General features: G+C 69.7%; 28 protein-coding genes. 19 read left to right on the forward strand and 9 right to left on the reverse strand.

The annotated features are described in order from the left end of the window. Positions 1-12: 12 nt before the first annotated feature. The 3 genes from AB0D34_RS30560 to AB0D34_RS30570 all read right to left on the reverse strand — a co-directional run bounded on the left by AB0D34_RS30560 (position 13) and on the right by AB0D34_RS30570 (position 1925). Positions 13-285, reverse strand: a complete 273-nt coding sequence (locus AB0D34_RS30560; protein ID WP_362667153.1) for a helix-turn-helix transcriptional regulator — start codon at positions 283-285, stop codon at positions 13-15. 146 nt (positions 286-431) lie between these two features. Next, positions 432-1397 (reverse strand): hypothetical protein, encoded by a 966-nt coding sequence (locus AB0D34_RS30565; RefSeq protein ID WP_362667156.1) that lies wholly within the window; start codon positions 1395-1397, stop codon positions 432-434. Between the two features lie 105 nt (positions 1398-1502). Then, entirely contained in the window at positions 1503-1925 is a 423-nt protein-coding gene (locus AB0D34_RS30570) for a peptidase inhibitor family I36 protein (protein ID WP_362667159.1), read from the reverse strand. Positions 1926-2103: 178 nt separating this feature from the next. Here AB0D34_RS30570 and AB0D34_RS30575 point away from each other — a divergent pair, with 178 nt between their 5' ends. Genes AB0D34_RS30575 through AB0D34_RS30590 form a run of 4 tightly spaced genes read left to right on the forward strand, consistent with a single transcriptional unit; the run spans position 2104 to position 6080 of the window. Beyond that, positions 2104-2613 (forward strand): hypothetical protein, encoded by a 510-nt coding sequence (locus tag AB0D34_RS30575; protein ID WP_362667161.1) that lies wholly within the window; start codon positions 2104-2106, stop codon positions 2611-2613. Between the two features lie 37 nt (positions 2614-2650). After that, positions 2651-4132 (forward strand): peptidoglycan-binding protein, encoded by a 1482-nt coding sequence (locus tag AB0D34_RS30580; RefSeq protein ID WP_362667164.1) that lies wholly within the window; start codon positions 2651-2653, stop codon positions 4130-4132. Next, positions 4129-4833: an ABC transporter ATP-binding protein gene (locus AB0D34_RS30585; protein WP_362667167.1), complete on the forward strand. Its 705-nt coding sequence runs from the start codon at positions 4129-4131 to the stop codon at positions 4831-4833. The genes AB0D34_RS30580 and AB0D34_RS30585 overlap by 4 nt, the downstream gene beginning before the upstream one ends. Continuing rightward, positions 4830-6080 (forward strand): ABC transporter permease, encoded by a 1251-nt coding sequence (locus tag AB0D34_RS30590; RefSeq protein ID WP_362667169.1) that lies wholly within the window; start codon positions 4830-4832, stop codon positions 6078-6080. Before AB0D34_RS30585 ends, AB0D34_RS30590 begins: the two co-directional genes overlap by 4 nt. A 181-nt stretch (positions 6081-6261) precedes the next feature. Here AB0D34_RS30590 and AB0D34_RS30595 read toward each other — a convergent pair whose 3' ends face one another. Continuing rightward, positions 6262-6675, reverse strand: a complete 414-nt coding sequence (locus AB0D34_RS30595; RefSeq protein WP_362667171.1) for a hypothetical protein — start codon at positions 6673-6675, stop codon at positions 6262-6264. A 120-nt stretch (positions 6676-6795) separates the two neighbouring features. Between AB0D34_RS30595 and AB0D34_RS30600 the strand changes: the two genes are divergently transcribed. The 9 genes from AB0D34_RS30600 (at position 6796) to AB0D34_RS30640 (ending at position 12985) form a co-directional block, all read left to right on the forward strand. Further along, on the forward strand, positions 6796-7545 hold the full coding sequence (locus tag AB0D34_RS30600) for a helix-turn-helix transcriptional regulator (protein WP_362667385.1): 750 nt from the start codon (positions 6796-6798) through the stop codon (positions 7543-7545). Next, positions 7542-7727: a DUF397 domain-containing protein gene (locus AB0D34_RS30605; protein WP_362667173.1), complete on the forward strand. Its 186-nt coding sequence runs from the start codon at positions 7542-7544 to the stop codon at positions 7725-7727. Before AB0D34_RS30600 ends, AB0D34_RS30605 begins: the two co-directional genes overlap by 4 nt. A 284-nt stretch (positions 7728-8011) precedes the next feature. Next, positions 8012-9058, forward strand: coding sequence for a hypothetical protein (locus AB0D34_RS30610; protein ID WP_362667176.1), 1047 nt, complete (start codon positions 8012-8014; stop codon positions 9056-9058). 29 nt (positions 9059-9087) lie between these two features. Then, positions 9088-9363: a hypothetical protein gene (locus AB0D34_RS30615; RefSeq protein WP_362667178.1), complete on the forward strand. Its 276-nt coding sequence runs from the start codon at positions 9088-9090 to the stop codon at positions 9361-9363. Then, complete coding sequence (locus AB0D34_RS30620; RefSeq protein WP_362667181.1) at positions 9360-9749, forward strand: hypothetical protein; 390 nt, start codon at positions 9360-9362, stop codon at positions 9747-9749. Before AB0D34_RS30615 ends, AB0D34_RS30620 begins: the two co-directional genes overlap by 4 nt. A 17-nt stretch (positions 9750-9766) precedes the next feature. Then, positions 9767-10036 (forward strand): hypothetical protein, encoded by a 270-nt coding sequence (locus AB0D34_RS30625; RefSeq protein WP_362667184.1) that lies wholly within the window; start codon positions 9767-9769, stop codon positions 10034-10036. 20 nt (positions 10037-10056) lie between these two features. Then, complete coding sequence (locus tag AB0D34_RS30630; RefSeq protein WP_362667187.1) at positions 10057-10371, forward strand: Uma2 family endonuclease; 315 nt, start codon at positions 10057-10059, stop codon at positions 10369-10371. A 120-nt stretch (positions 10372-10491) separates the two neighbouring features. Then, positions 10492-11928 (forward strand): carboxylesterase family protein, encoded by a 1437-nt coding sequence (locus AB0D34_RS30635; RefSeq protein ID WP_362667190.1) that lies wholly within the window; start codon positions 10492-10494, stop codon positions 11926-11928. A 34-nt stretch (positions 11929-11962) separates the two neighbouring features. Beyond that, positions 11963-12985: a zinc-binding dehydrogenase gene (locus AB0D34_RS30640; RefSeq protein ID WP_362667192.1), complete on the forward strand. Its 1023-nt coding sequence runs from the start codon at positions 11963-11965 to the stop codon at positions 12983-12985. A gap of 60 nt (positions 12986-13045) precedes the next feature. Here the strand turns inward: AB0D34_RS30640 and AB0D34_RS30645 are convergent, their stop codons facing one another. Beyond that, a complete protein-coding gene (locus AB0D34_RS30645; RefSeq protein ID WP_362667194.1) occupies positions 13046-13981 on the reverse strand; it encodes an AraC family transcriptional regulator in 936 nt (311 codons plus the stop codon). A gap of 129 nt (positions 13982-14110) precedes the next feature. Here AB0D34_RS30645 and AB0D34_RS30650 point away from each other — a divergent pair, with 129 nt between their 5' ends. Further along, complete coding sequence (locus AB0D34_RS30650; protein ID WP_362667197.1) at positions 14111-14518, forward strand: MmcQ/YjbR family DNA-binding protein; 408 nt, start codon at positions 14111-14113, stop codon at positions 14516-14518. 110 nt (positions 14519-14628) lie between these two features. Here AB0D34_RS30650 and AB0D34_RS30655 read toward each other — a convergent pair whose 3' ends face one another. Further along, positions 14629-15345, reverse strand: coding sequence for a sulfite exporter TauE/SafE family protein (locus AB0D34_RS30655; RefSeq protein ID WP_362667199.1), 717 nt, complete (start codon positions 15343-15345; stop codon positions 14629-14631). Positions 15346-15777: 432 nt separating this feature from the next. On the opposite strand from AB0D34_RS30655, the gene AB0D34_RS30660 reads away from it, so the two are divergent. Next, entirely contained in the window at positions 15778-16278 is a 501-nt protein-coding gene (locus tag AB0D34_RS30660) for an SgcJ/EcaC family oxidoreductase (RefSeq protein WP_362667202.1), read from the forward strand. On the opposite strand, the gene AB0D34_RS30665 is transcribed toward AB0D34_RS30660, so the two are convergent. Beyond that, positions 16244-17584: a HAMP domain-containing sensor histidine kinase gene (locus AB0D34_RS30665; RefSeq protein ID WP_362667204.1), complete on the reverse strand. Its 1341-nt coding sequence runs from the start codon at positions 17582-17584 to the stop codon at positions 16244-16246. The two genes, AB0D34_RS30660 and AB0D34_RS30665, sit on opposite strands and share 35 nt — an antisense overlap. Then, the gene (locus AB0D34_RS30670) at positions 17581-18264 is read right to left on the reverse strand and encodes a response regulator transcription factor (protein ID WP_362667205.1); all 684 of its coding nucleotides are present in this window, start codon (positions 18262-18264) and stop codon (positions 17581-17583) included. Before AB0D34_RS30670 ends, AB0D34_RS30665 begins: the two co-directional genes overlap by 4 nt. Before the next feature lie 213 nt (positions 18265-18477). Here AB0D34_RS30670 and AB0D34_RS30675 point away from each other — a divergent pair, with 213 nt between their 5' ends. The 4 genes from AB0D34_RS30675 (at position 18478) to AB0D34_RS30690 (ending at position 22943) form a co-directional block, all read left to right on the forward strand. After that, entirely contained in the window at positions 18478-19755 is a 1278-nt protein-coding gene (locus AB0D34_RS30675; RefSeq protein WP_362667207.1) for an aspartate kinase, read from the forward strand. Further along, positions 19752-20807 carry an aspartate-semialdehyde dehydrogenase gene (locus tag AB0D34_RS30680; protein ID WP_362667210.1) on the forward strand — a complete coding sequence of 352 codons (1056 nt, stop codon included), beginning with the start codon at positions 19752-19754 and terminating at the stop codon, positions 20805-20807. Before AB0D34_RS30675 ends, AB0D34_RS30680 begins: the two co-directional genes overlap by 4 nt. 346 nt (positions 20808-21153) lie before the next feature. Further along, entirely contained in the window at positions 21154-21810 is a 657-nt protein-coding gene (locus AB0D34_RS30685) for a SigE family RNA polymerase sigma factor (protein WP_362667212.1), read from the forward strand. A 107-nt stretch (positions 21811-21917) separates the two neighbouring features. Next, the gene (locus AB0D34_RS30690; protein WP_362667214.1) at positions 21918-22943 is read left to right on the forward strand and encodes a hypothetical protein; all 1026 of its coding nucleotides are present in this window, start codon (positions 21918-21920) and stop codon (positions 22941-22943) included. Between the two features lie 45 nt (positions 22944-22988). Here the strand turns inward: AB0D34_RS30690 and AB0D34_RS30695 are convergent, their stop codons facing one another. After that, positions 22989-23795: an SURF1 family protein gene (locus tag AB0D34_RS30695; protein ID WP_362667216.1), complete on the reverse strand. Its 807-nt coding sequence runs from the start codon at positions 23793-23795 to the stop codon at positions 22989-22991. Between the last annotated feature and the right edge of the window lie 127 nt (positions 23796-23922).

Here is a 23922-nt window from a genome sequence, read left to right on the forward strand (position 1 = left end):
GGCGCCGCCCGGCTAGATCTGGGCGGCGCAGGGTTCGGCGGGTGCTTCCGCCGGTCCGGTGGCGTGCAGGTAGGACGCGGCGCACAGCAGGTGGAGGCTGAGGCCGCCCAGCTTTGTGCGGATGTTCGCGATGTGGAACTTCACGGTGCGGGCGCTGATGCCGAGCCGCCCGGCGATCTCCGCGGTGGACTGGGAGCGGCCCAGGAGGTCGAAGATCTCGCGCTCACGCCCGGTCAGTAAGCCGATTCGGGTCATGGCCGTGGTGATCGGGTCGGTGGTCGGCATGCATCTCCCCCCAGAGACAGGCACTGCTCAGGCACCATCCGCGACAGTGGGGACGGAGTTGGAAAACCCTTTCTCCTCACATGGTAAAGCGTTGATGATTCATTCGTTCAATGATTTTGAACCCGTGAGGACCGGTGTGCGGCGGCTCATCCGTTCAGCCGGGCGGCGAGCTTGAGGCGGTCCTCCAGCTGCTGCTGGGCCAGGTTCAGCGTCTCGGCGTTCTTGTCGATCAGGCGCTTCTGGTACGCGGTTTCAACCGTGTAGCGCACGCCGACCAGGTTGACCTCCTTCTTGCACGCGACGTCCGCCTTGGCAGCTGTGATCGCGGCTGAAGAGGACAACTCGTCATCCGTGTAGCCGAGTTCGTCGGCGGCATCCATCGGGTCGGTGGCGGAGTATCCGGCCTTGCGCATGCACGCCGACCACTTCTCGGTGTTCTCGCGGACGCGGGAGTCGGCGCGGGACAGGGACTGTGCTTTGCTCTTGAGGTTGAAGACGTACAGCATGTCTACGGCGTTCGCCTTCGGCCGGTAGAGCTTGAGGGACGCCTCAGTGCCGCAGCCGCCCACTGGTACGGCCTTTCCGCCGATCTTCTGCTTGCTGCCGCCCTTGCGTTCGGCGTCTTCCTGACTCGCCGGAAGGTCGGCCGGGTCCAACAGGTCTTCACCGTTCAACGCGAGTTCCTCGGCCTCGGTGAGCGGCGCTGTCGCCGTCTTCTGCGGGGCGGAGGCGGCGCCTGGGTTCTGGTATCCGTACTGGGCGGCGACCTTGGCGCTGACCACGCCGTAGAGGCGGGCGTTGGCCTTACCGCTGCCCGTCTCCGGCTCCGCCGGGGGCGTGTAGGTGAAGCCGTAGCGCGCCATGCACTGGACCGTGAGTTTCTTCCGGGCCTGGACGAGTGCCGAGCGCTCCGCGACCGTGGCTTCGTATCCGTCCAGGGGGAACTCCAGCCCGGCGGTCTCCAGCATCAGGGGAATCTCGCCCAGTTCCGGCTCGCTGCCGGACTCGTCCGTTGTGCTTTCACCGGAGCACGCGGTGAGCAGCAGTGCACAGGTGCTGAGTGCTAGTGCCGAGAGCAGGGTGCCGGTCCGCCGGCCGTGAAGCGGTCGCATGGGGGGTCCTTCGCGCGCGGGTACGATGGGGCAGCCGCTGTTCCGCCCGGCGCTTACGGGCGGAACAGCGGCTGCTTACTCACTCAGATATTGCGTGATGGAGTGTCAGTTCGCGTCCCAGTAGTAGGACGAGGAGACCTCGTTCTTGAAGTCTTCCGAGGCGTTGCTGTAGGTGTTGCCGTCCAGCCAGCCCTCGACGCCGCCCGCGCTCTTGTCTGTGTACACGTACCAGGTGTACGTGTCGCGGTTCCAATACGACGCCGCGTTGTCGTTGGTCGACTGGCCCAGGCCGTTGCAGCCGCTGCCCTTGAAGTAGTCGCCCGAGAAGTTCGTGTCCTCGACCAGCAGGTCGAAGACGCAGCCGCCGCGGTTCGTGTTGTAGTAGAGGCCGAACTCCCTGGACTCCAGGGCGCCGTTCTTACCGGTCGCGGCGGAGGCGACCGGCGCGGCGGCGAGGGCCAGGCTCGTGGCGGCGAGGGCCGCGGCGGCGACCGTAACGACTCTTCGCTTCCCAGAGGTGTGAGACATGTCGATTCCTCCCGTTGGCTGGATGCGCGCACCGAGGTGTGCGCCGATCGTGATCCAAACAACGGGGGCGTGCGGTGTCTACTGTCCTCGGGGACAGTAGACGTAGCGGAGGAGCAGGGATAGGTTCCGTCGGCCAAGTCGCTTATCGTGCAGCCGAGTTGTCTCCAGGAGCCCCCACATGCGTACTGCCCCTGCCGTCCCCCGCGCCGCCGTGGCCCTGTGCGCTCTGGCGGCCCTGGCCCTGACGGGCTGTTCCGGCGGCGACAGCGACTCGGCCTCGGGGAAGGCGTCTTCGAAGGCCACGGTAAGCGCCGACATAGTGGCGTACTACTCCTGTCTGGAGAAGAACGGCCTGACCCTCGAAACCACCGACGCGGGCGAACCCCGCGTCGACAAGGACAAGAACGACGAGTCCGCCGTCCCCGCGGCGGAGCGGAAGTGCAAGGATCTCCTGCCGGCCCCGGCCCCGGCCGCGTCCGCCATCTCCGACAAGGAGCTGGCCGCGGCTCGCGAACTGAGCGCGTGCGTAAGGGAGAAGGGGATCGCCGACTACCCCGACCCCAACCCGACGACCGGCGAGGTTCCACAGGACGCCGCTGCCGCGGCCAAGAGCGACCCCGACCTGCTGGCGGCCCTCCAGGAGTGCACCCCCGGCAGTGGCACCAATGACGGCGTGAGCGAGGGCTGAGCGGGCGGCACGGGAACAGGGCGGAGAAGGGAACAGCGTGGCCATCAGCTCCGACGACCGCGACACCGTGGAGAGTTCCGACGACCGCGACAGCGTCGAGAGTTCCGGAACGTCCCCGCGGAATCCGGACGGCATGGGGCGCCGTCGGCGTTGGGCGCTCGCCGTGGCGGTCGGGTCCGCGCTGCTCGCGCTCGGCGGGCTCGGCGCCTCGCTCGTCATCAAGTCGCCCGCCCAGGTGGCGGCGGAGGCCGAGGCTCCGGCGCAGGACGTGCTGACGGCCGAGGTGGAGCACCGGGTCCTGGTGTCCTCGATCATCACGCGGGGCGAGGTGGTGGCCGGGCAGACCGTGCGGGTGGCGCCGCAGATCTCGGACGGAGAGGGCGGCTCCGGCGCCGTCATCACGAAGATCGCGGCGACCGCCGGATCCGGGGTCAGGAACGGCCAGGTCCTGCTGGAGATCTCCGGCCGCCCGGTGTTCGCGCTGCGCGGCAAGCTGCCGGTCTACCGCGATCTGCGCCCCGGTGCCACCGGCAAGGACGTCACCCAGCTCCAGCGCGCCCTGCGCGGACTCGGACACGGCACCGGCAGTGACCCGGACGGTACCTTCGGGGCGGGTACGAAGGCGGCGCTGACCGCGTTCTACGCGGCGATCGGCTACGACCCGCGCCCCGCCCAGGACGACGACGGTGCCGCCCTCGACGCCGCCGCCGAAGCGGTGACCGGCGCGGAACGGGCCGTGGAGGACGCCGAGGACTCCCGGGACGCGGCCGACAGCGACCCCGACGGCGCGCTCGGCAAGGCCGTTGACCGGGCGAAGGAGGACCTCACCAAGGCACGGACCGCGTATGCCGAGGCGCAGGCGGAGTCCGGGCCGATGCTGCCGGCGGGCGAGGCGGTGTTCCTGGAGAGCTTCCCGGCCCGGGTCGGCGGGGTGCAGGGCCGGGTCGGCGACCAGGTGTCGGGCACGGTCATGACCGTCTCGGCGGGACGTCTGCTGGCGGAGGCCTATGTGCCGGAGTACCAGAAGGGGCTGCTGCGTGCCGGTCGGCGCGTGGAGATCCACTCCGAGGTGAGCGGGGTGACCGCCGAGGGCGAGGTGACCTCGGTCGCCGAGACCATGAGTACGGCCGACGAGACATCCGGCGACACCTCCGCGGCGGGTGGGGACGGCGACGCCGCCGGCGGTGCGGCCGGCTACCTGGTGCGCATCACCCCCGACAAAGCACTTGACCCCCAGCTGACCGGTCAGGACGTCCGGCTCACCATCGAGGCGGCGTCCACCGGGGGCAAGGCGCTGGTGGTGCCGGTCACCGCGATCACGTCCGGCGCGGACGGCCGTACCGTCGTCACGGTGGTGGCGGTCGGCGGCGCGCAGCGGCGGGTGGAGGTCCGGCCGGGGACCAGCGGCGACGGGTACGTCGCCGTCGAGCCGGTGGACAAGCGGTCCCTCAAGGCGGGCGACAAGGTCGTCACCGGCGTCGATGAGGACACGGCGGCGACGGGCGGGGCGTCCCGGTGAACGACGAACCTGTCATCGAGTTCCGGCAGGTCGGTCTCACCTACCCGGGCCCGCCTCCGGTGCCCGCCCTCAAACCGTGCGATCTGACCGTCGGGCGGGGGGAGTTCGTCACCGTGGTCGGGCCGTCGGGGTCCGGAAAGTCGACGTTCCTGAACATCGTCGGTCTGCTGGACAGCCCGACCTCGGGCAACTACCTGCTGGACGGACTGGACACCTCCGCACTGCGGGACGCCGAGCGCACGGCCCTGCGGGGACGGCGGATCGGCTTCGTCTTCCAGTCCTTCCACCTCCTGCCGCACCGCAGCGCCCTGGAGAACGTGGCCCTCGCGCTCGTCTACAACGGCACCCCGCGGGGCCGACGCAGGGCCGACGCGCTGGAAGCCCTGGAACGCGTGGGACTCGGCCACCGTGCCGCCTCCGTACCCACCCGCCTCTCCGGCGGCGAGCGGCAGCGGGTCGCCATCGCCCGCGCCCTGGTGGCCCGCCCCTCCCTGCTCCTGTGCGACGAGCCGACCGGCAACCTCGACACCGTCAACGCCCGTTCCGTGCTTGCCCTGTTGGAGGAGCTGCACACCGACGGCATGACGGTCCTCGTCATCACCCACGACCCGGGCGTGGCCGAACTGGGCGCCCGCACCGTCGCGATCAGGGACGGCGTGCTGCGGGAGCAGATCGCGGCGGGGAAGGGGGAGAAGCGATGATCAGGGCGAAGCGCCGGGTGCGTACGACGGCGGCGGTACGGCTGTCCGTCTTCCCCCTGCGCGACCTGCTCGCCGAGGCACTCGCCGGAATGCTCCAACGCCCCGGCCGCTCGGCGCTCACCGCGCTGGGCACCGTGCTCGGCGTCGGCACCTTCGTCGCCATCCTCGGCCTGACCGCGACGACCTCCTCGCAGATCGACGCGCGCTTCAACGCGCTGACCGCGACGGAGGTGACCGTCGAGGACGTGGCCGCCGAGCAGAACGAGTACGCCACGATGGCGTTCCCCGCCGACGCCGACCAGCGGGTGACCGCGCTGAGCGGGGTCCGAGCGGCGGGCGTCTACTGGTCGGTGCGGACCGACAGCAGCACCGTCGTGCGCGCCGCCCCGGTCGGCAGCGCCGCGCAGGGCACCGACACCGACGTCGTCGCCGCCTCCCCGGGGGTGCTGGAGGCCGCCGAGCCCACGCTCGCCCAGGGGCGCCTCTACGACCGACGGATGAGCGACGAGGCCGAGTTCGTCGCCGTGATCGGCGAGGGCACCGCGTCCAGGCTCGGTATCACCACGCTGGAGACCCGGCCCGCGGTCTTCATCGGCGACCAGCCGTTCACCGTGACCGGCATCATCAAGGACACCGAGCGCAAGGCCGACCTGCTCCTCTCGGTCGTCGTACCGCGCACCACCGCCGAGAAGGTGTGGGGCGAGCCCGACGCCGGGGACGCGTCGATGCTGGTGGCCACCGAACTCGGCGCGGCGCAGCAGGTCGCCCGGCTGGCCCCGACCGCGTTGCGGCCCGACCACCCCGAGTACCTGAAGGCCGTACCGCCACCCGCCCCCAAGGCCCTGCGCTCCGGTGTGAGCGGCGACCTGAACCGGCTCTTCCTCCTGCTCGCCGCGATCTGCCTGGTCATCGGCGCCGTAGGGATCGCCAACACCACCCTCGTCGCCGTACTGGAACGCACCGGGGAGATCGGCCTACGGCGCGCGCTCGGTGCCCGGGGCCGTCACGTCACGGCCCAGTTCCTGGCCGAGTCCGGAGCGCTCGGAGCGCTCGGCGGACTGGTCGGCACCTCGCTCGGCGTGATCACGGTGGTGGGGGTGGCCGCGGCGCGCACCTGGACCCCTGTCGTCCACCCGGCCACGGTCCTGGCCGCCCCCCTCATCGGCCTGGTCACCGGCGTACTCGCCGGCCTCTACCCGGCCTGGCGGGCCTCCCGCATCCAGCCCGCGGAGGCCCTACGCCGCTGAGCGCAGCGCGATGGGGGGGATCAGCACCTCAGGGCCGACGTAGGGTCGGTGCACGGCGGTGGGCGGCGGTGGGCGTTCATCGCCGGAGCCTGAACTCGCGGTCGAGCGCCCACGCGTCCGCCACCGGTCCCACGTGTACGAGCTTGTCTGCCTGTGACATGCCGTGTCGGCGTGACGCGGGTCACCCGAGCGCGGCCGGAGCCAGGGCCTTGCGCAAGAGCCCCGCCTCGACGTGAGGCGCCGTGAGCGTCGGCTCGCTGTACCAGCGCAGGGGCCAGGTGTTGCCGTCCAGCGCCGGGATCCCGATGTACGTCACGGCGCGTGAACGTCGCTCGCCGAACCGCTGCACGCCCAGCGGCCAGTTGTGCCTGCGCACCTCACCCGGCGCCAGCAGGAAGTACATCCACCGGTATCCGGTCACCTCGCACACGACGGGCCCCGCGTCCCCGTCGGCCGCCTCGATGAGCCGGGCGGCGGCCAGCTCCCCACGTACCCCCTCGATCCGTACGGCGTCGAAGTGCACGCCTGCGAGGCGGAGTTGGTGGCCCGAGGCCGGGACCCAGTGGAATGGGTCGATTGCGTTCGTCATGGTCACACGGTGGCGTGTACCGGGCTACGCTCGGTAGTGACTGAGGTGGTACATGCCGGGCTGTATCGGTCGGAGGTGCGCTCTGTGTCCCAGACGCCGGTGAACTGGCGCTACGGCGGCAACCAGATGAAGCGGTGGCGCATGAAGGCCAACGTGACCCGCGAGGAGCTGGCCGCCGCCTCCAACTACTCCCCGGACACGATCAAGTCCATGGAACAGGGCGTACGGATGCCGACGCCGCGTGTGCTGGATGTGGCGGACGAGTTGTGCCGGGCGGAGGGGTTGCTGAGCGCGGCCAAGGAGTACTTGCAGCGGGAGAAGTTTCCGGCGCGGGCGCAGGACTTCATGGAGCGGGAGAAGGAGGCGATCAGCCGCTGGTCCTACGAAGTCACCCTGATCCCCGGGTTGTTGCAGACACCGGGGTATGCGCGGGTACTGATCGAGAACCGCTACCCGCCTCTGGACGAGGAGACCGTGGAGCAGCGGATCGCGGCACGCATGGAGCGGCAGGCCATTCTCACCGAGCCGAAGCCGCCGGTGGGTCTGAGTTTCGTCCTCTACGAGGCGGTGCTGCGCAGCCCGCAGGTGGACAACGAGCAACTGCGCCGCCTGCTGGCAGTTTCCCACCTGCGGAACGTCGTGTTGCAGGTGCTCCCCTTCGAACGGGCCTTCAGCGATGCCCTCATCGGGCCCATGGTGTTGCTGGAAACCCGTGATCACGAGCGGTTCGCCTTCACCGAGGGCCCGTTCGCCAGTGAACTGTCGGCCGATCCTGACGTTGTCAGCCGTGTCGACGGGCGGCTTAACATGATCCGCGCGCAAGCGCTCAGCCCTGTTGAGTCAGCCCGTTTCATCGAGCGGATGGTGGATCAGTGACGAGTGACCAGCTGACGTGGTTCAAGTCGAGCTACAGCGACAACGAAGGCGGCGACTGCGTCGAAGTCGCGTTCGACACCCACATCCACATCCGCGACTCAAAGCTCTCCTCCAGCCCCGAACTCCACCTCACCGCCCCCGCCTGGAAGGCCTTCGTTTCCGCAGGTCGGCCCGGGGCTTGAGCCTCGGGCTCCGAGCTCTTCCATTTGGGTTCTGGGCTGGGTGAAATCCAACCCAACCAACCGAGTCTGAAGGTGAGTTGGGGCGTCGTAGCTCGAAAGGGTGACGTTCCGTGATCGGCTTGCGTCGGAACGTAAAGCCGCTCTAGGTTCGCGGCAAACGACCAAATAGTTCGGCCCCGGTCGGTGCGCCAACACCGGCTCCGGGGCCTGACCTACAGATCGAAAGCGACTCGATCGTGGCTTGCACCCAGCCTAGTCCTGCCCTGCCGTCCCCGTCCCACCCCATGGCCAAAACGGGTTACGGCAAACGCTCCGCCGGTGACGAAGACCCGCACGCCGACCCGGACTTCGCACACCTGCTCCCGCGAGACGCCGACGTTGCCGTCTTCATCGACCACCTCGACAACGGCCACGCAATGGGCCACAAGGTGCTCGCGGCGGAACACCCCCGCTACGGCCAGCAGTCGATGCGTTCGTCGTTGAACCGCCTCACCGAAGCCGGCCACCTGCGCTGGATCAAGGAGCACATCACTGTCGAGGACAACTCGATGCGGTGGGTAACCCGGACGTATTGGTCGCGTACCCCCAGGTCGCCGCAGTGGTGGGCGGACTTCGCGCGAGAGCGTGACGGCAAGGACGTGACGGACTACCGGCCGGGTCTCGCCCGCGTCGAGGACCCGGCGTCAAAGCCGGCTCCCGAAGCCGCGCAGGACGAGCCGGCTCCCGACGGGCCCAGCGCCGCCTACCGCACCCTCGCCGGGCTTCGCGCCGCCGACTCCCGTTTGCCCCTGTCCGAGGCGGACTGCCGATCCCTCGAACCCCTCGCCGCGGAGTGGCTGTCCCGCGGTGCGACGCCGAACGGCATCACCCGAGCCCTGACCGACGGGCTCCCACCCACTGTCACCAACCCGGGCGGGTTCGCCCGCAAACGACTGGAGGCCAAGATGCCCCCGCAGCACAGCGACACCGACACCGTCCAGGCCGAGACCCGCCCCCTCCGTGGTCGAGTCACCCGCGTGATCATGGCCTGCGCCACCTGTGACCAGGACGAACGCACTGTGAAGATCGACCGGGGTATCTGCGAGGACTGCCGCAAGGAGGAGGCGGAGAACCCGACGAGCGACGAGGACATCGCGAAGGGCTTCGAGGAGATCGCCCACCTGGGCATCAAGTCGGCCTACTTCCTCAAGCGGAAGCTGGAACGGAAAACGGGCGGCCCGGTGCCCGACACGTTCCGCCCCGTGCCCATCGAGGACCTCGTCTTCTACCACTTCCGCGACAACCGCGACCGCATCGCGAACGGGCTCTCGACGAGGCGCTGGAACTGGTGACTACGACCTTCCCGGATTACATTCGTAATATGGCAGAGAAGGTGAAGTTCAGCGTGAGTCTTGATGCCGAGCTCGGCGAGGCGCTGCGGCAGTGCGCCGAGGCTGAGGACGAGCAGATCTCGGCTGTGGTCAGCCGGGCGCTGGAGCAGTATCTGAGCCATCGTCGCCTCATTCGTGAGGGGCTGCGGGCGATGGACGAGTACGAGGCGGAGTACGGGTCGTTCTCCGCGGAGGAGATGGCTGAAGCAGATGCCTGGGTCGACGACCTCTTCGGGGAAACGCGACGGGAACGGCGCAGCGCATGAGTCATGTCGTGTACGACAGTGGCGTGCTCATTGCTGCCGCTAAAAACGACCGGCGGTTCCTGGGCCGCCACAAGGCGCTGTTGCGGAGCGGCGGAATTCCGATCGTCCCCGCGGGCGTGCTGGCGCAGTGCTGGGACGTGCGTGCCTCTGCGGCGATACTGCACTGGGTGCTGAGCGGTTGCCTGGTGGTGCCGCTGACGGAGACTGGCGCGAAAGCGGCCGCAGTGCTCTGCCAGGAGAACAAGACGTCCGATGTCATCGACGCGAGCGTCGTGCTCGCCTCCATCGCGTACGACGAGGCCCCGATCCTGACCGACGACCTGGGCGACATCCGCGCTCTGGCCGACTGCGCGAACCGCAGGCGCATCCGCGTCGAGAGACCGTGACGGGGCGGCAGCCCCAGATGTCCGTCGAGGAGTTCGAGGAGCTTGCTCACCGGGCGCCGGAGACGGTGTGGCTGGAGTTCGTCGGAGGTCGGTTGACGGTGAAACGCGGGCCGGACGGCAACCGGAGCGAGATCATCGCCTGGTTGCAGCGCTTGTGGGCGGGGCGAGCAGCGGGGCCGTGGCTCTACGCGCACCGGGGCTTGCGTACGGAAGCCGATGATGCGGGGCGAGCCCGCCCGGACGGTGTACTCGCACCCATGCGGCACTTCGTCGCGCACGGTGATTGAGCGACTCCGCGGGGGTCCTCATGGTCGTCGAAGTCACTGCGCGTGATCCGGATACGGACTGGTTCATGAGGATGGTCAAACCCGACGGCTACGCCGCCGCCGGCATCCCCGTCTACCTCCTCATCGACCGCGACGACTGCTCGGTCGTGGTCTACAACCAACCCGAGGACGGCCGGTACCGGCACGAGGAGAAGCTGCCGTTCGGCGCCACCGTCGGAGTTCGCGGGCTGATCAGAGACCCCAAAGGCCTTTGCCGACGGCTGTCACCCCGCCCGTCAGGGCAAATGACAACACCAGCAGCCCCTCAGAGGTGTCACCTGCTGACCACCAGGTGACCGCTGTCCGCACGGCACTTTGTCGGAGTCCAGGGAATGCTTGGACAGCGTCACCGCGAGCGATCAGCCGCCGACACGCCGCGCGAACCCACCCCCACCGACCGGAAGGAATCCCACGCCATGAACGCGACCGCGCCCAAGGCTCCGACTGCACCAGGGGTGCGGTCCTGGTGGGGAATCCCGTACGCCACCGCCGAGCGGTACTGCCGCCCTCTGGTCGCGGATTTCGATCCGGACCGCCCCTACGACCGCAAGGGCGTCGTCGCTGTCCAGCCCGACAGCGGCGACTGGCTCGAAGCGGACAGCGGGATGGGCGAGGACTGCCTGAACCTGAACGTGTGGGCTCCCGAGCAGCCGGCCGGGAAGGCGCTTCCGGTGGCCGTGTACATCCATGGCGGCGGATTCGAATACGGAGCGAACACACAGATCACCTCGAACGCCGCCGGACTCGCCACGACAGGGCGCGTGGTGGGTGTGTCGGTCAACTACCGGCTCGGTGCGCTGGGCGCGCTCTCGCTCTCCCAGTATGGCGGCGCCCTGGCTGAGGCCAGCAACCTCTTCCTCCAGGACGTCATCGCCGCGCTCACCTGGATCCAGCGGAACATCGCCCACTTCGGCGGCGATCCCGACAACGTCACCGTCTTCGGCCACAGCGCAGGCGCCTACTCCACTCTCGGCCTGCTCGGGGCCTCCTCCGCTGACGGCCTGTACCGGCGGCTGGCCGGGTTCTCCGGTGCGCCCTCGCGTCTCGTCCCGGCCTGGTGGGCCGAGGAGCTCGCGGAGCGGTTCGTCACCGAACTCGGTGTCGCGGGCAACCCCGACAAGCTGATCGATCTCGACGCGGCCTCTCTGGTGGCCGCTCTGCGCAAGGTCTGTCCGACGGATCTCGGGGTCCGTGGCGGGATGGACAACAAGAGTCTCGGGGTCGTCCTGGACGCCGGACAGCCCGGCTCGGTGGTGCACGCCCACCCCCTGGATGTCCTGGCCTCGGGCTCGCACCGGGACATCGACGTGCTGCTGAGCACGGCCAGTGACGAGATGGGCTGGTGGGTGGCGAACGACCTCGACCGGTTCGACCCGCACACCGTCGACCGCGTCACCGACGAATTCGCGGGGTGGCGCATTCCCCGCTCCCGCGCCAGGAAGATCGTCGACCTCTACGACCAGGGCGGCCGCACCCCTGCCGAGGTCCGCGCCGCGTCCCTGACGGACTACATCTTCACGCTCCCCGCAGCCCGCGGTGCGCTGGCCCACGCCGCCGCGGGCGGCACCGCCCGTCTCCTCGCGATCGGGCCCGCCGAGGGCGCGCCGGCCGTGCACGGCACCGAGATGTACGCGCTGGTCGGCCAGGAACGGCCGGGTCGCAGCCCCGAACAGGCCGCCCGTGACACGCGTATCCGCGACATCGTCCTCGACTTCGTCACCGGCGAGCAGACCCGTCTGTGGCCCGCCGTCTCGGACCGGCCCACCTCGGGAAGCGTTGGCAACCCTCCCCACGAGCCCAGCGCCCACCACCAGGCGGTCCTCGACCTGTTCGAGAGCATTGCCCGCCCCTGACGGGTGTCGGACACAACAGAGTAAGGAACTGGACATGAGCCGACAGCCAGCAGCCGGCGACGCCGCACCGGGGACGATGCGGGCCGTCGTCGTCGCCCGGCCCGGCGGCCTCGACGCACTGGAGATCAAGGATGTGCCGGTGCCCGCACGCAGGCCCGGCTGGGTGCGGATCAGAGTGAAGGCGTTCGGCGTCAACGAGTCCGAAGTCACCACCCGCAAGGGCGAGTCGGACGCGGAGGTCACCTACCCGCGTGTACCCGGCATCGAGGGTGTCGGCATGGTCGAGGAGGCCGACGAGGACGGCGGGCTGCGGCCGGGACAGCAGGTGGCGACCATGATGGGCGGCATGGGCCGGTCCTTCGACGGCTCGTACGCGCAGTACGTGACCGTCCCCGCGGGACAGGTCATCCCGTTCGAGACCGGTCTCCCGTGGGAAGTGGCCGGCGCGCTTCCGGAGATGTTCCAGACCGCCTACGGATCACTGACCACCGGCCTGGACCTCAAGGCCGGGCAGACGCTGCTGATCCGCGGCGGCACCTCCACGGTCGGGCTGAGCGCGGCCACGATCGCGAAGGACCTCGGAGCCACCGTGCTGTCCACCACCCGCAGCCCGGAACGAGCCGGGGATCTGCGGGCCGCGGGCGTCGACCATCCCCTCGTCGACAGCGGCACGATCGCCGACCAGGTGAGCGAGCTGATGCCGGACGGCGTCGACGCCGTACTGGAACTGGTCGGCTGCTCGGTCCTCGCCGACACCCTCCGCACCGTCCGCCGGCACGGCACGGTCTGCTTCACCGGAGCCCTCGCGGGCCAGTGGACGATCCCCGATTTCACCCCGTTCATGATCCCGGGCGGGGTGCGGCTGACGTCCTACGGCGGTCAGGCCGCCGACCTCCCGGCCGACGTCTTCGCCCGCCAGCTCCAGGCCATCGCCGCTGGGCGTCTCAAAGTCCCGGTCGCGAAGGTCTACCACGGCCTGGAACAGGTCCGTGACGCCCAGGCCGATGTCGAGTCCGGCACCACGCCGGGCAAGCACGTCGTCGTCCTGGGCGACTGAGATGGGCGACTGAGAAACGACACCGGGCTTCCAGGAGGCGCCGCTCGTCGATCGCGCGAGTCACCCAGTTCCGACGGCCTCGTCGGCAGCGAAGGCTGCGGGGGTGAGACCGGTGCGGTCGCGGAAGAAGCGGCCGAAGTTCGCGGGATCGGTGAAACCGAGGTGGAGGGCCACAGTCCGGGCATCCCACCGGGCAACTCCCAGCAGGCGCCGGGCTTCCAGGAGACGCCGCTCGTCGATGAGCTCGCGTACTCCCTTGCCGGTGGCGTCCCGGGCGGCACGGCTGAGGGTGCGGACCGAGCAGCCGAGCAACTCGGCGTAGTCCGCGGCCTGGTGCAGCTCGCGAAAGTGCAGCTCCAAGGCGTCCAGGAAGCGCCCGTACCGGTCGGCGCGGCCCGTGCCGACCGTGGCTGTGCCGATGGGTGTGATCCCCGGGGAGTTGGCCAGGCGCAGCAGCAGCGATTCGAGCAGGCTTCGCCGCAGGGCGTGGTGGATGTCGAGGGGGCGGCGCCCCAGTGCCCGGTGTTCGTCCAGGAGCTGGAGTGCCGTCCGATGGAGCCAGGCGGCGTCCTCGGGGTGCGGGCTGAGCACGGCAGGGGCCTCGTGCGCGGTGAGCGGGGCCAGGAGACGGGCGAGGTCGGGCCGCAGCACGTCCGGTTCGAACAGGATGAACGGGCCGCGGGCCGCGCCGGGCGGATGCCAGCACTGCACGTGCCCGGGTCGCACCCACAGCCACTGGCCGGGGGAGACGGTCCGCGTGACGTGGTCGACATCGTGCCGCAGCTCACCCTCGGTGACCGCGATCAGGTAGTGGAAGGTCGCACGGCCTGGACGGGGCGGGTTCCACGGCCAGTCGTCGTGCTGGACGAAGAAATCCTCGACCGTACTCACCTCAAGGCCGTACGGGGTACCGACCGGGGGCTGGAAACCGAACAGCGGAACCGCAGCCGGCCCGGCCTGCCTGCTCGGCCCGGAGTGTCGCTTGTCGACCATCACGTGTCCGCAGCCTACCGCCCTTCCGGTCGGCTGCGGCGAAAGGATGGGACGTGCCACCGCGCCCGCTCGGCGCGACCTCCGCGTCCTTCGATGCCGCAGCCCGTCACCACCTGAGGAAGGCAACGCCCCATGAACGGATCGGCCCTGCACAAGACCGCCGCGGACTGCGCGGAGGAACTCCCCGGAGCCCGGCTGGAGCACCCCTTCGGCCCCGACTGGGAGGTCTACAAGGTGCGCGGCAAGGTGTTCATGCTCATGACCGAAGTCCCGGGGCGGCCCGTCGTGATCCTCAAGGCGGACCCCGGAGAGGCCCACGCCCTGCGGGAGCAGTACAGCCAGATCACCCCCGGCTATCACATGAACAAGAGGCACTGGATCACCCTGGAGGGCGGAAAGGGCGTCGACAAGGAGCTCGTCACGGAGCTCGTCACCGACTCCTACCGGCTCGTCGTCGCCCACCTGCCCAAGGCCGAGCGGCCCGTCGACCCGCACACCTACGGCACCGGCACGAGGGGGCCCGGTGAGCGCGGCCGGTGACCGCCTCCTGATCGTCACCGCTACCTCGACAAGCGCCACTGGATCTCACTGGGGCCGGGACCCGGCATCACGGAGCGGCTGATCATCGACGCGGTCGAGGATTCCTGCGATCACAGCCCCCACAGCCCCTTGCCCACAGCCGTGACCCCGCCCATCAGGGCCAGCGACAACACCAGCAGTCGGGCCCGCCCCTCCGGTATCCGGGAGGTGAGCCCCCTGCCGATCAGTCCGCCCGCCCCCATCGCCGCGATCACCAGGACCCACTGCGTCCCGGTCAGCCGCGGCACCCCGTTCGACGCCACCGAGAACGCGTTCACGATCACGCCGTAGCACATGGCGTTCGGGACGAACTCGCGTACCGTCCAGCCCGCGTTGAGGGCGTAGAGGGAGAACGGCGGTCCGCCGACCCCCGCCGCGGAGTTCATGAACCCGCCCGCCGCGCCCGCGAACACCGCACCCCGCGTGCCGCGCAGAGTGGCCACCCGCGCGCCCCGCATGACGAGGAGCACCGCCACAGTCACCAGGCCGCCCATGGCCAACAGCAGCCAGGGCTGGGGGAGTTGACGGGTCATCCAGGTGCCGGCCGGGACCGTGCAGGCCGCTGCCAGGCACAGGGGCACCATCGCCCGCGGCCGCACCAGTCGCCACCCGCCGGCCAGGCCCACGAGACAGATCGCTCCGGCCGCGCAGTTGGCCAGGACGACTCCCTGCGCAGGGCCGAGCAGCAGGATCAGCGCGGGTACGGCGACCAGGGCGAAACCCATACCCGTGAGCCACTGCACGGAGGAACCGAGCAGCACGATCGCCGTCAGAAGCGCATCTGCCATCACGGTCAGGGTGTACCCCACTACACCCCCGGTCCGGGAGAGCACCCCCTCGTGACGGCCCCCACGAAACGGGATCGTTGATCTCGCAAGCGAAGCCAGGTCACCCACCCCGCACCGAAGGAAGACCGCCATGAAGTCCCTGCTCTCCTCCACCCCCGTCCTGTGGTTCCTCTTCCTGTTCAACCTCGTCGTCGCCGCGGCCGCGCCGTTCGTCGTGGACGGGCGCAGGGTGTGATGACCGCCGTGGGGATGGGTGTGGTCTCCGTGGGGGCCGGGGTCGGACTGCTGCGCGGACAGCGACCGGGCCGTCGCACGGCGTGAATTGGGCATCCGCTGTCTCTGCCCTGTATCTCGGCTGCACGGGCCCTAACCAGCGCAAAGAGAGGCTGGAGTCAGTTCACAGCCCAGCCTCTCACCGCACTGGAGACAGCGATGACCCGTCGTTCCATAACCAAGCGCGCAGCCATCGTCGCCGCCACCGCCGTGGTCGCGCTCGGCACCGTCGGTACCGTCGTCGCCACCGCGGGTCCCGAGCAGGCGAAGAAGCCCTCCCAGAAGCAGATCGCAACCCTCTTCGACACCTGGAACGCGACCCTGCAGACCGGCGACGCCGACAAGGTCGCGAAGCTGTACGCGAAGGACGCGGTGCTTCTGCCCACCGTCTCCAACAAGGTCCGCACCGACCACGCGGAGATCGTCGACTACTTCGAGCACTTCCTGCAGAACAAGCCGGTCGGCAAGAAGGTCCAGACGGTCGTCAACGTCCTCGACAGCGACTCCGCCATCGACACCGGCGTCTACGAGTTCACGCTCACCGACCCGAAGAGCGGCGACAAGCGTGTCGTCGAGGCCCGCTACTCGTACACGTACGAGAAGGAGAACGGCGTGTGGAAGATCGTCAACCACCACTCCTCGGCGATGCCCGAAGGCTGATCTGCACCTTCAGCCCGCCTCCCGGCGCGTCCGCCAGTGTCACGGTCCCGCCGTCGTCGGTCACCAACTGCTTGACGACGGCGAGGCCGAGACCCGAGCCGGAGCGCCCGGTCAGGCCCTGACCGCGCCAGAAGCGGTCGAAGGCACGGGACTTCTCGGCGTCCGACATACCGGGTCCCTCGTCCCGCACCGACAGCACCACCGAATCCGCCCGGGACTCGACCTCGACGGTGATCCTCCCGCCGTCCGGCGAGACCTCCAGGGCGTTCGAGAGCACGTTGTCCAGCACCTGGTCCAGGTGACCGGGGCTGGCCAGCACAGACGGCCGGTCGTCGACAACACTCCCCCTGAGCGCGATGGTGACCCCGCGCTCGTCGGCGGCCGGCCTCCACACCGTCAGCCGTTCGTCCACGATGTCCCGCAACGGCAGGGGCTCCGCCGCCGTCACCTTCGCCTCGGCCCGCGCCAGCACCAGCAGGCCGTTGACCAGGCGGCTCATCCGGACCACCTCCGCCGTCGCCTGCTCGACGTCCTCCCGTACGAACTCGTCGTCCACGCCGTCCGCGATGTTGTCCAGCGACAGCCGCAACGCGGTCAGAGGCGTCCGCAACTGGTGGGACGCGTCCGCCACGAAGATCCGCTGCGAGGCGACCAGCGTGTCCAGCCGTTCCGCGCCCTGGTTCAGGGTGCGCGCGAGGGTCTGCGTCTCCGGCGGTCCGGTCACCGGGGAGCGCGCGGTAAGGTCGCCGTCGCTGAACTTGCTGGCCATGGAGTTGAGTTCGCGCAGGGGTGCGGTGATCCGGCGGGCGGCATACGCGCCGATCGCGGCGGCCGCGCCCAGGACCAGCACGGCGAGTCCGGCCCGGAAGCCCCAGATCTGCCAGAGCCGCGTGGTCATGTCCGACGTCGAGTAGACGATCCGCACGGCCGCGTCACCGTCGGCGGGGACGGTGACCGTCAGGTGCTTGCCCCAGACGAAGTGCGAACCCCAGTCGGTCGTCGGCTCGTTCTCCGCCACGGCCCGGGTCAGTGCCGCGTCCTTGGCGGGCGTCTTCAGGTGCGGGTCGCAGCTGGCGGTCGGGGTCGCCTGCACGTTGCCGTACGCCTTGGCCACCCTGGCCAGCGCCTCACACGACGCCCTGTCCCCGTTGCCCAGCAGCAGGGCCATGGTGTTCGCCTCGCGCTTGACGGAGGACTCCGTGTCGTCGCGCAGCTGGTCGGTGAGCGTGAACGCGACCGGCACCGTGAACAGCAGGATGGCCACCGCCACCAGCAGGATGTAGCTCCGGATGAGCTGCCGGTTCATGAAGCCCCGTCGTCCTTGGCGATCTCCAGCCGGAAGCCCACACCTCGGACCGCCTCGATGACGACCGCCCCGGCGAGCTTGCGCCGCAGTGCCGCCACATGCACGTCCAGCGTCTTGGTCGGCCCGAACCAGTTCGCGTCCCAGACCGCCTCCATGATCTGCTCGCGCGACATCAGCGCCCCGGGCTCCTCGGTGAGGAAGGCCAGCAGGTCGTACTCCTTGGGCGCGAGGGGCACCTCCTCGCCGTCGAGCCGGACCCGGGCCGCCTTGCGGTCGACGGTGAGGCGCGAGCCGTAGGTGTCGGGGCCCGCGACCGCTTCGGTACGGGGCTGCGCGCGCCGCATCACGGCTCGTATCCGCGCGATGACCTCCCGGACCCCGAACGGCTTGGACACGTAGTCGTCGGCGCCGAGCTCCAGGCCGACCACCCGGTCCGTCTCGTCGCTGCGGGCGCTGATCACGATGATCGGCACGTCCCCGCGCTCGCGCAGCGCCCTGCACACGTCGAGGCCGTCGGTGTCGGGCAGACCGAGATCGAGGAGTACGACGTCGTAGGGGCCCTCGTGGCTCAGCGCGGCCCCGCCGGTGGAGACCCACTCGACCTCGAAGCCGTACCGGATCAGGCCTCGTCTCAGGGACTGGGCGACCGGCTCATCGTCTTCCACCAGAAGTACGCGCACAGCCGCACCCTAATCCTTGAAACTTAATTCACAGCTGCCACACGGGCCCCACGCGCCCGTGTGACGCGGTGCACTTTTCCGGAGGGACCGAATTGGGCATGCGCTGACCTGGGTGTCCGAACCCCGCGATGTCTCACCATGCGATATCGCGGAGGTGAAAATCGGGCGCTCGTTAAACTGAGCCGACACACACGGACTGAGCGAGGAGCGCACGTGGGCCTTGTCGTGCAGAAGTACGGAGGCTCCTCCGTAGCCGATGCCGAGGGCATCAAGCGCGTCGCCAAGCGAATCGTCGAAGCGAAGAAGAACGGCCACCAGGTGGTCGTCGTCGTTTCCGCGATGGGCGACACGACGGACGAGCTGATCGATCTCGCCGAGCAGGTATCGCCGATGCCTGCCGGGCGTGAGTTCGACATGCTGCTGACCGCCGGGGAGCGGATCTCCATGGCGCTGCTGGCCATGGCGATCAAAAACCTGGGCCACGAGGCCCAGTCCTTCACCGGCAGCCAGGCCGGCGTCATCACCGACTCGGTCCACAACAAAGCCCGGATCATCGACGTCACGCCCGGCCGTATCCGGGAGTCGCTGGACAAGGGCAACATCGCCATCGTCGCCGGCTTCCAGGGCGTCAGCCAGGACAAGAAGGACATCACCACGCTGGGGCGCGGTGGTTCCGACACGACCGCCGTCGCGCTGGCCGCCGCGCTCGACGCCGAGGTGTGCGAGATCTACACCGACGTCGACGGCGTGTTCACCGCCGACCCGCGTGTGGTGAAGAAGGCGAAGAAGATCGACTGGATCTCCTTCGAGGACATGCTGGAGCTCGCCGCCTCCGGTTCGAAGGTGCTGCTCCACCGCTGTGTGGAGTACGCGCGCCGCTACAACATCCCGATCCACGTCCGGTCCAGCTTCAGCGGGCTGCAGGGCACCTGGGTCAGCAGTGAGCCGATCGAGCAAGGGGACAAGCAGGTGGAGCAGGCCATCATCTCCGGTGTCGCGCACGACACCTCCGAGGCCAAGGTCACGGTCGTCGGCGTGCCGGACAAGCCGGGTGAGGCCGCGGTGATCTTCCGCACGATCGCGGACGCCGAGATCAACATCGACATGATCGTGCAGAACGTCTCCGCCGCCTCCACCGGGCTGACGGACATCTCCTTCACGCTCCCCAAGTCCGAGGGCCGCAAGGCCATCGACGCACTGGAGAAGAACAAGTCCGGCATCGGCTTCGACTCGCTGCGCTACGACGACCAGATCGGCAAGATCTCCCTCGTGGGCGCGGGCATGAAGACCAACCCGGGTGTCACGGCCGACTTCTTCCAGGCCCTCTCCGACGCCGGCGTGAACATCGAGCTGATCTCGACCTCCGAGATCCGCATCTCGGTCGTCACCCGCGCCGACGACGTCAACGAGGCCGTTCGCGCCGTCCACAGCGCCTTCGGACTCGACTCCGACAGCGACGAGGCCGTGGTCTACGGGGGCACCGGCCGATGACCGTACGTCCGACGCTCGCGGTCGTAGGAGCGACCGGAGCCGTCGGCACGGTCATGCTCCAGATCCTGTCCCAGCACGCGGACATCTGGGGCGAGATCCGACTGATCGCCTCTCCGCGCTCGGCCGGCCGCAAGCTGGCCGTGCGCGGGGAGCAGGTCGAGGTGGTGGCCCTGGCGGAGGAGGCCTTCGACGGGGTCGACGTCGCCATGTTCGACGTACCCGACGAGGTGGCCGCGCAGTGGGCGCCGGTCGCCGCCGCGCGGGGCGCTGTCGTCGTGGACAACTCCGGTGCCTTCCGGATGGACTCCGACGTGCCCCTCGTGGTGCCCGAGGTCAATCCGCACGCGGCCCGGATGCGGCCGCGCGGGATCATCGCCAACCCCAACTGCACGACCCTCTCCATGATCGTGGCCCTGGGCGCGCTGCACGCCGAGTTCGGGCTGCGGGAGCTGGTGGTGTCGAGCTACCAGGCCGTGAGCGGGGCCGGGCGGGCCGGCGTCGACACGCTGCGCCAGCAGCTGTCCCTGGTCGCGGGCACCGAGCTCGGGACGCATCCCGGTGACGTACGGCGGGCCGTCGGCGACAACACCGGGCCGTTCCCGGAGCCGGTCGCGCTGAACGTCGTACCGTGGGCCGGTTCGCTGCGCGAGGACGGCTGGTCCTCGGAGGAGATGAAGGTGCGGGACGAGTCCCGCAAGATCCTGGGTCTTCCCACGCTGCCGGTCGCCGTGACCTGTGTACGGGTCCCGGTGGTCACCGTGCACTCCCTCACCGTCCACGCCCGCTTCGAGGGCGAGGTCACCGTCCGCAAGGCACGCGAGATCCTCGCCACCGCTCCCGGGGTCGTCCTCTTCGACGACCCGGCGGCCGGGGAGTTCCCCACCCCCGCCGATGTCGTCGGCACCGACCCCACCTGGGTCGGGCGGGTCCGGCGCGCGCTCGACGACCCCACGGCGCTCGAACTCTTCGTGTGCGGGGACAACCTGCGCAAGGGCGCGGCGCTCAACACCGCGCAGATCGCGGAGCTGGTCGCGGCCGAGCTCTCCGCGTAGGTGTGCTTACCGAAAATTTTCCCGGCCATTGCCCGATTCGTTTGTACGATCTACGGAGCAGGTGTGATCGGGACGATGGTCCGGACCACTTGAACCTTGCGCTTCGGCGTCCGAAAATTTCACTCCCCGTCCTCCGCAACCGCGCGGTGGGCGGGGAGCGTCTTTGCGGACGCCCATTCAGGGGGCGCGGGTCGCATTTACGGAGCGTGGGGACGTTCCGGGCATTCGGGACACAGGGGAAGAGCGGGTAGGGCATGAGCGCGTTTGACGCACGGTCAGTTGTGCTGCCTGAGAGAAGACGGACGTTCGCGTACAACCCTTATGGGGGTGAGGCAGTCCAACTTGCGTGGCTCAGGTACTCGACTTCCCTGCCGCGCCGAGCGGCGCGGCTGTCCTCCGGCCCCGCAGGCCCGGGGTGCCCGGTGGCATGCCGGTGATCGCGCCGATGCCCGCAGCGCGGCCCGCCCGCATACCCAGTCAGCGTGACGGCGCCGAGGAAGCCGCGGCGGCCGGGACCACCGTCGACCACCTCACCGAGACCTACCGGGCGCACTACCGCTCGCTCCTCGGGCTCGCCGCCCTCCTGCTCGACGACACCGCCTCCTGCGAGGACGTCGTCCAGGAGGCTTTCATCCGCGTCCACTCCGCGCGCAAACGCGTCCGCGACCCGGAGAAGACCCTCGCCTACCTGCGCCAGACGGTCGTCAACCTCTCCCGCTCGGCCCTGCGCCGGCGCATCCTCGGACTCAAGCTGCTGTCCAAGCCGATGCCCGACATGGCGAGCGCCGAGGAGGGGGCCTACGACCAGCTGGAGCGCGACTCGCTCATCAAGGCGATGAAGGGCCTCCAGCGCCGCCAGCGCGAGGTCCTGGTCCTGCGCTACTTCGCGGACATGACCGAGGCCCAGGTCGCCGATACGCTCGGCATCTCGCTCGGTTCCGTGAAGGCGTACGGCTCCCGGGGGATCGCCGCGCTGCGGGTCGCCATGGAGGAGCCGGTATGAGCGGGTCCGAAGACTCCGGGGAACGGCGCCATGAACCGTACGAGTGGCATGAGCCGACATGGGTCGGCAAGCAAGAGCCGAAGCAATCGCACGCTGGGAACGGAACTGTGAACCACGGCCCCGACGATCAGAGCTCCACGGGGGAGTTCGACTCGGACGAGCTGGCACTGCGACGGATGCTGCAGCAGGCGGTCCAGGACGTGGAGCCTCGCGACGGCACCCTGGACCATCTGCGCAAGGCGGTCCCCGCCCGGCGGGCGCGCAAGCGACAGGCCGCCGTGGGCATGGCGGCCGCGGCCCTCTTCATCGGCACCGCGATCCCCGCGGTGGTGCATGTGTCCACCACCAACACCAGCGCCAACACCTCCAACGCCGGGCACGCCTCCCAGACGCAGGGCGGCGCCGGTCAGGGCAAGGAGGCGGAGGGCGGCGAGTCCACCTCCGGCGGCTCCGGGGGCAAGGTCGAGGACAAGGGCAAGGGCGAGTCGAAGGAGGAGGACAAGGGCAAGACCGCCGGTGCCACCAGCGGCTCCAGCAGCGGCGCCGACCCGTCCGCCTCGACCGCCGCGAGCGCCCCGGTCTGTACGGCCGCACAGCTGGGCACGCCCACGGCCACCGCCGACGCGGCCGACTCCACGGGGACGGTCTACGGCACCTTCCGCATCACCAACGGCTCCACCGCCGGCTGTACGGTCACCGGTCCCGGTACCGTGACCCCGACCGCGCAGGGCGCCGCCGACAGCAGCAAGATCGGCACCGTCCGGCATGTCTCCGGCGATGTGGCGGCCGGCCTGCCCGACCCGTCCACGGAGGTCGCCCAGCTGCTGCTGCAGCCGGGGTCCTCCTACGACGTGAAGTTCGCCTGGGTGCCGTCCGAAACCTGCCCCACCTCGGACCCCTCGACCGACCCCACCCCTGATCCCTCGACCTCCCCGGACGCCTCCACCGGCGAGGGCTCCTCCACCGGCGGCGACACCGGCATCTCCACCCAGCTGGTCACGGAGGACGGCTCCACCGACGGAAGCGTCCTGGTGACGTACAGCGCGGAGGGCGGCACCCCGTCGGTGTCGACGACGGTGTCCAACGCCTGCGCGGGGACGGTGTACTGGACGGGCCTGCTGACCTCGTCATGACGGCGGCCGGGGCCGCGGCGTGCCGGTGTCCCGCTCGCGCTGGCCTCAGGCGGTCGCCTTCTCCTGGGGCTGCTCCCGCTCCCGCTGCTCGTCGTCCGGGAGGATCCCCAGCTCCGCGTCCCGGATGAACTCCACCTCGCGGCGCATCAGACGGAACCACATGAAGACCACGAAGCCGGCGAAGACGAACCACTCGCCGGTGTAGCCGAGGTTCTGGAACGCCTTGAGGTCAAGACCGCTGTCGGCGGGCGCGGTCGCCGGTACGGCCTTCATCCCGGAGTCACCGGTGTTGAGGGTGATCCACGCGTCGTACACGCCGTACGGCACGAGGTTGATCAGTGAGGCCGCGCTGATCGCCGCGGTCTGCCCGGCCGGAAGCCCGCCCTGCGCACTGACGCCGTTGTCCCCCGGAGTCTCGGAGGCCTGGAGCGCGCCGGTGACGGTGACCTCGCCCTTCGGCGGGGCCGGGGCCTTCGCCGGGTCGGCGGAGCCCGGCAGCCAGCCCCGGACCACGGGCAGCGCCTTGCCGCCGTCGGTGCGCAGCAGCGTCAGGACGTAGTAGCCCTCGCGGTCGTCGAGTTGCCGGTCGGGGACCAGCAGTTGTTCGGCGTACCGGCCGGTCGCGGTGACCTGTTTGCCCGAGGTCGCCTTGTCCACCGGCAGCAGCTGGGTCAGCGGCCGCGCGGCCTCCCGCTCGTCGCTGACGACCGCCTGCTTGGCGTCCCGGCTCTCCGTCATACGGTCCTCGAACCGGCTCAGCTGCCACGACCCCATGAAGATGCAGAACGGGATGGCGAGCAGCACGAAGACGTTGATGCCAAACCAGCGGGGTGTGAGCAGAAACCGGTACACACTCCCACGGTACGGGGCCGCTCCCGGGCACAGGGGCGCGGGGTTGGGAACTGCTGCGTCGACTGCGTGACCTCTACGGCGGGTGCTCGTTGCGTGCGGTGCCCGCCCGGGGACGAGAAGCTGCTCA

Source organism: Streptomyces sp. NPDC048420 (assembly GCF_040651535.1).
Taxonomy (GTDB): domain Bacteria; phylum Actinomycetota; class Actinomycetes; order Streptomycetales; family Streptomycetaceae; genus Streptomyces.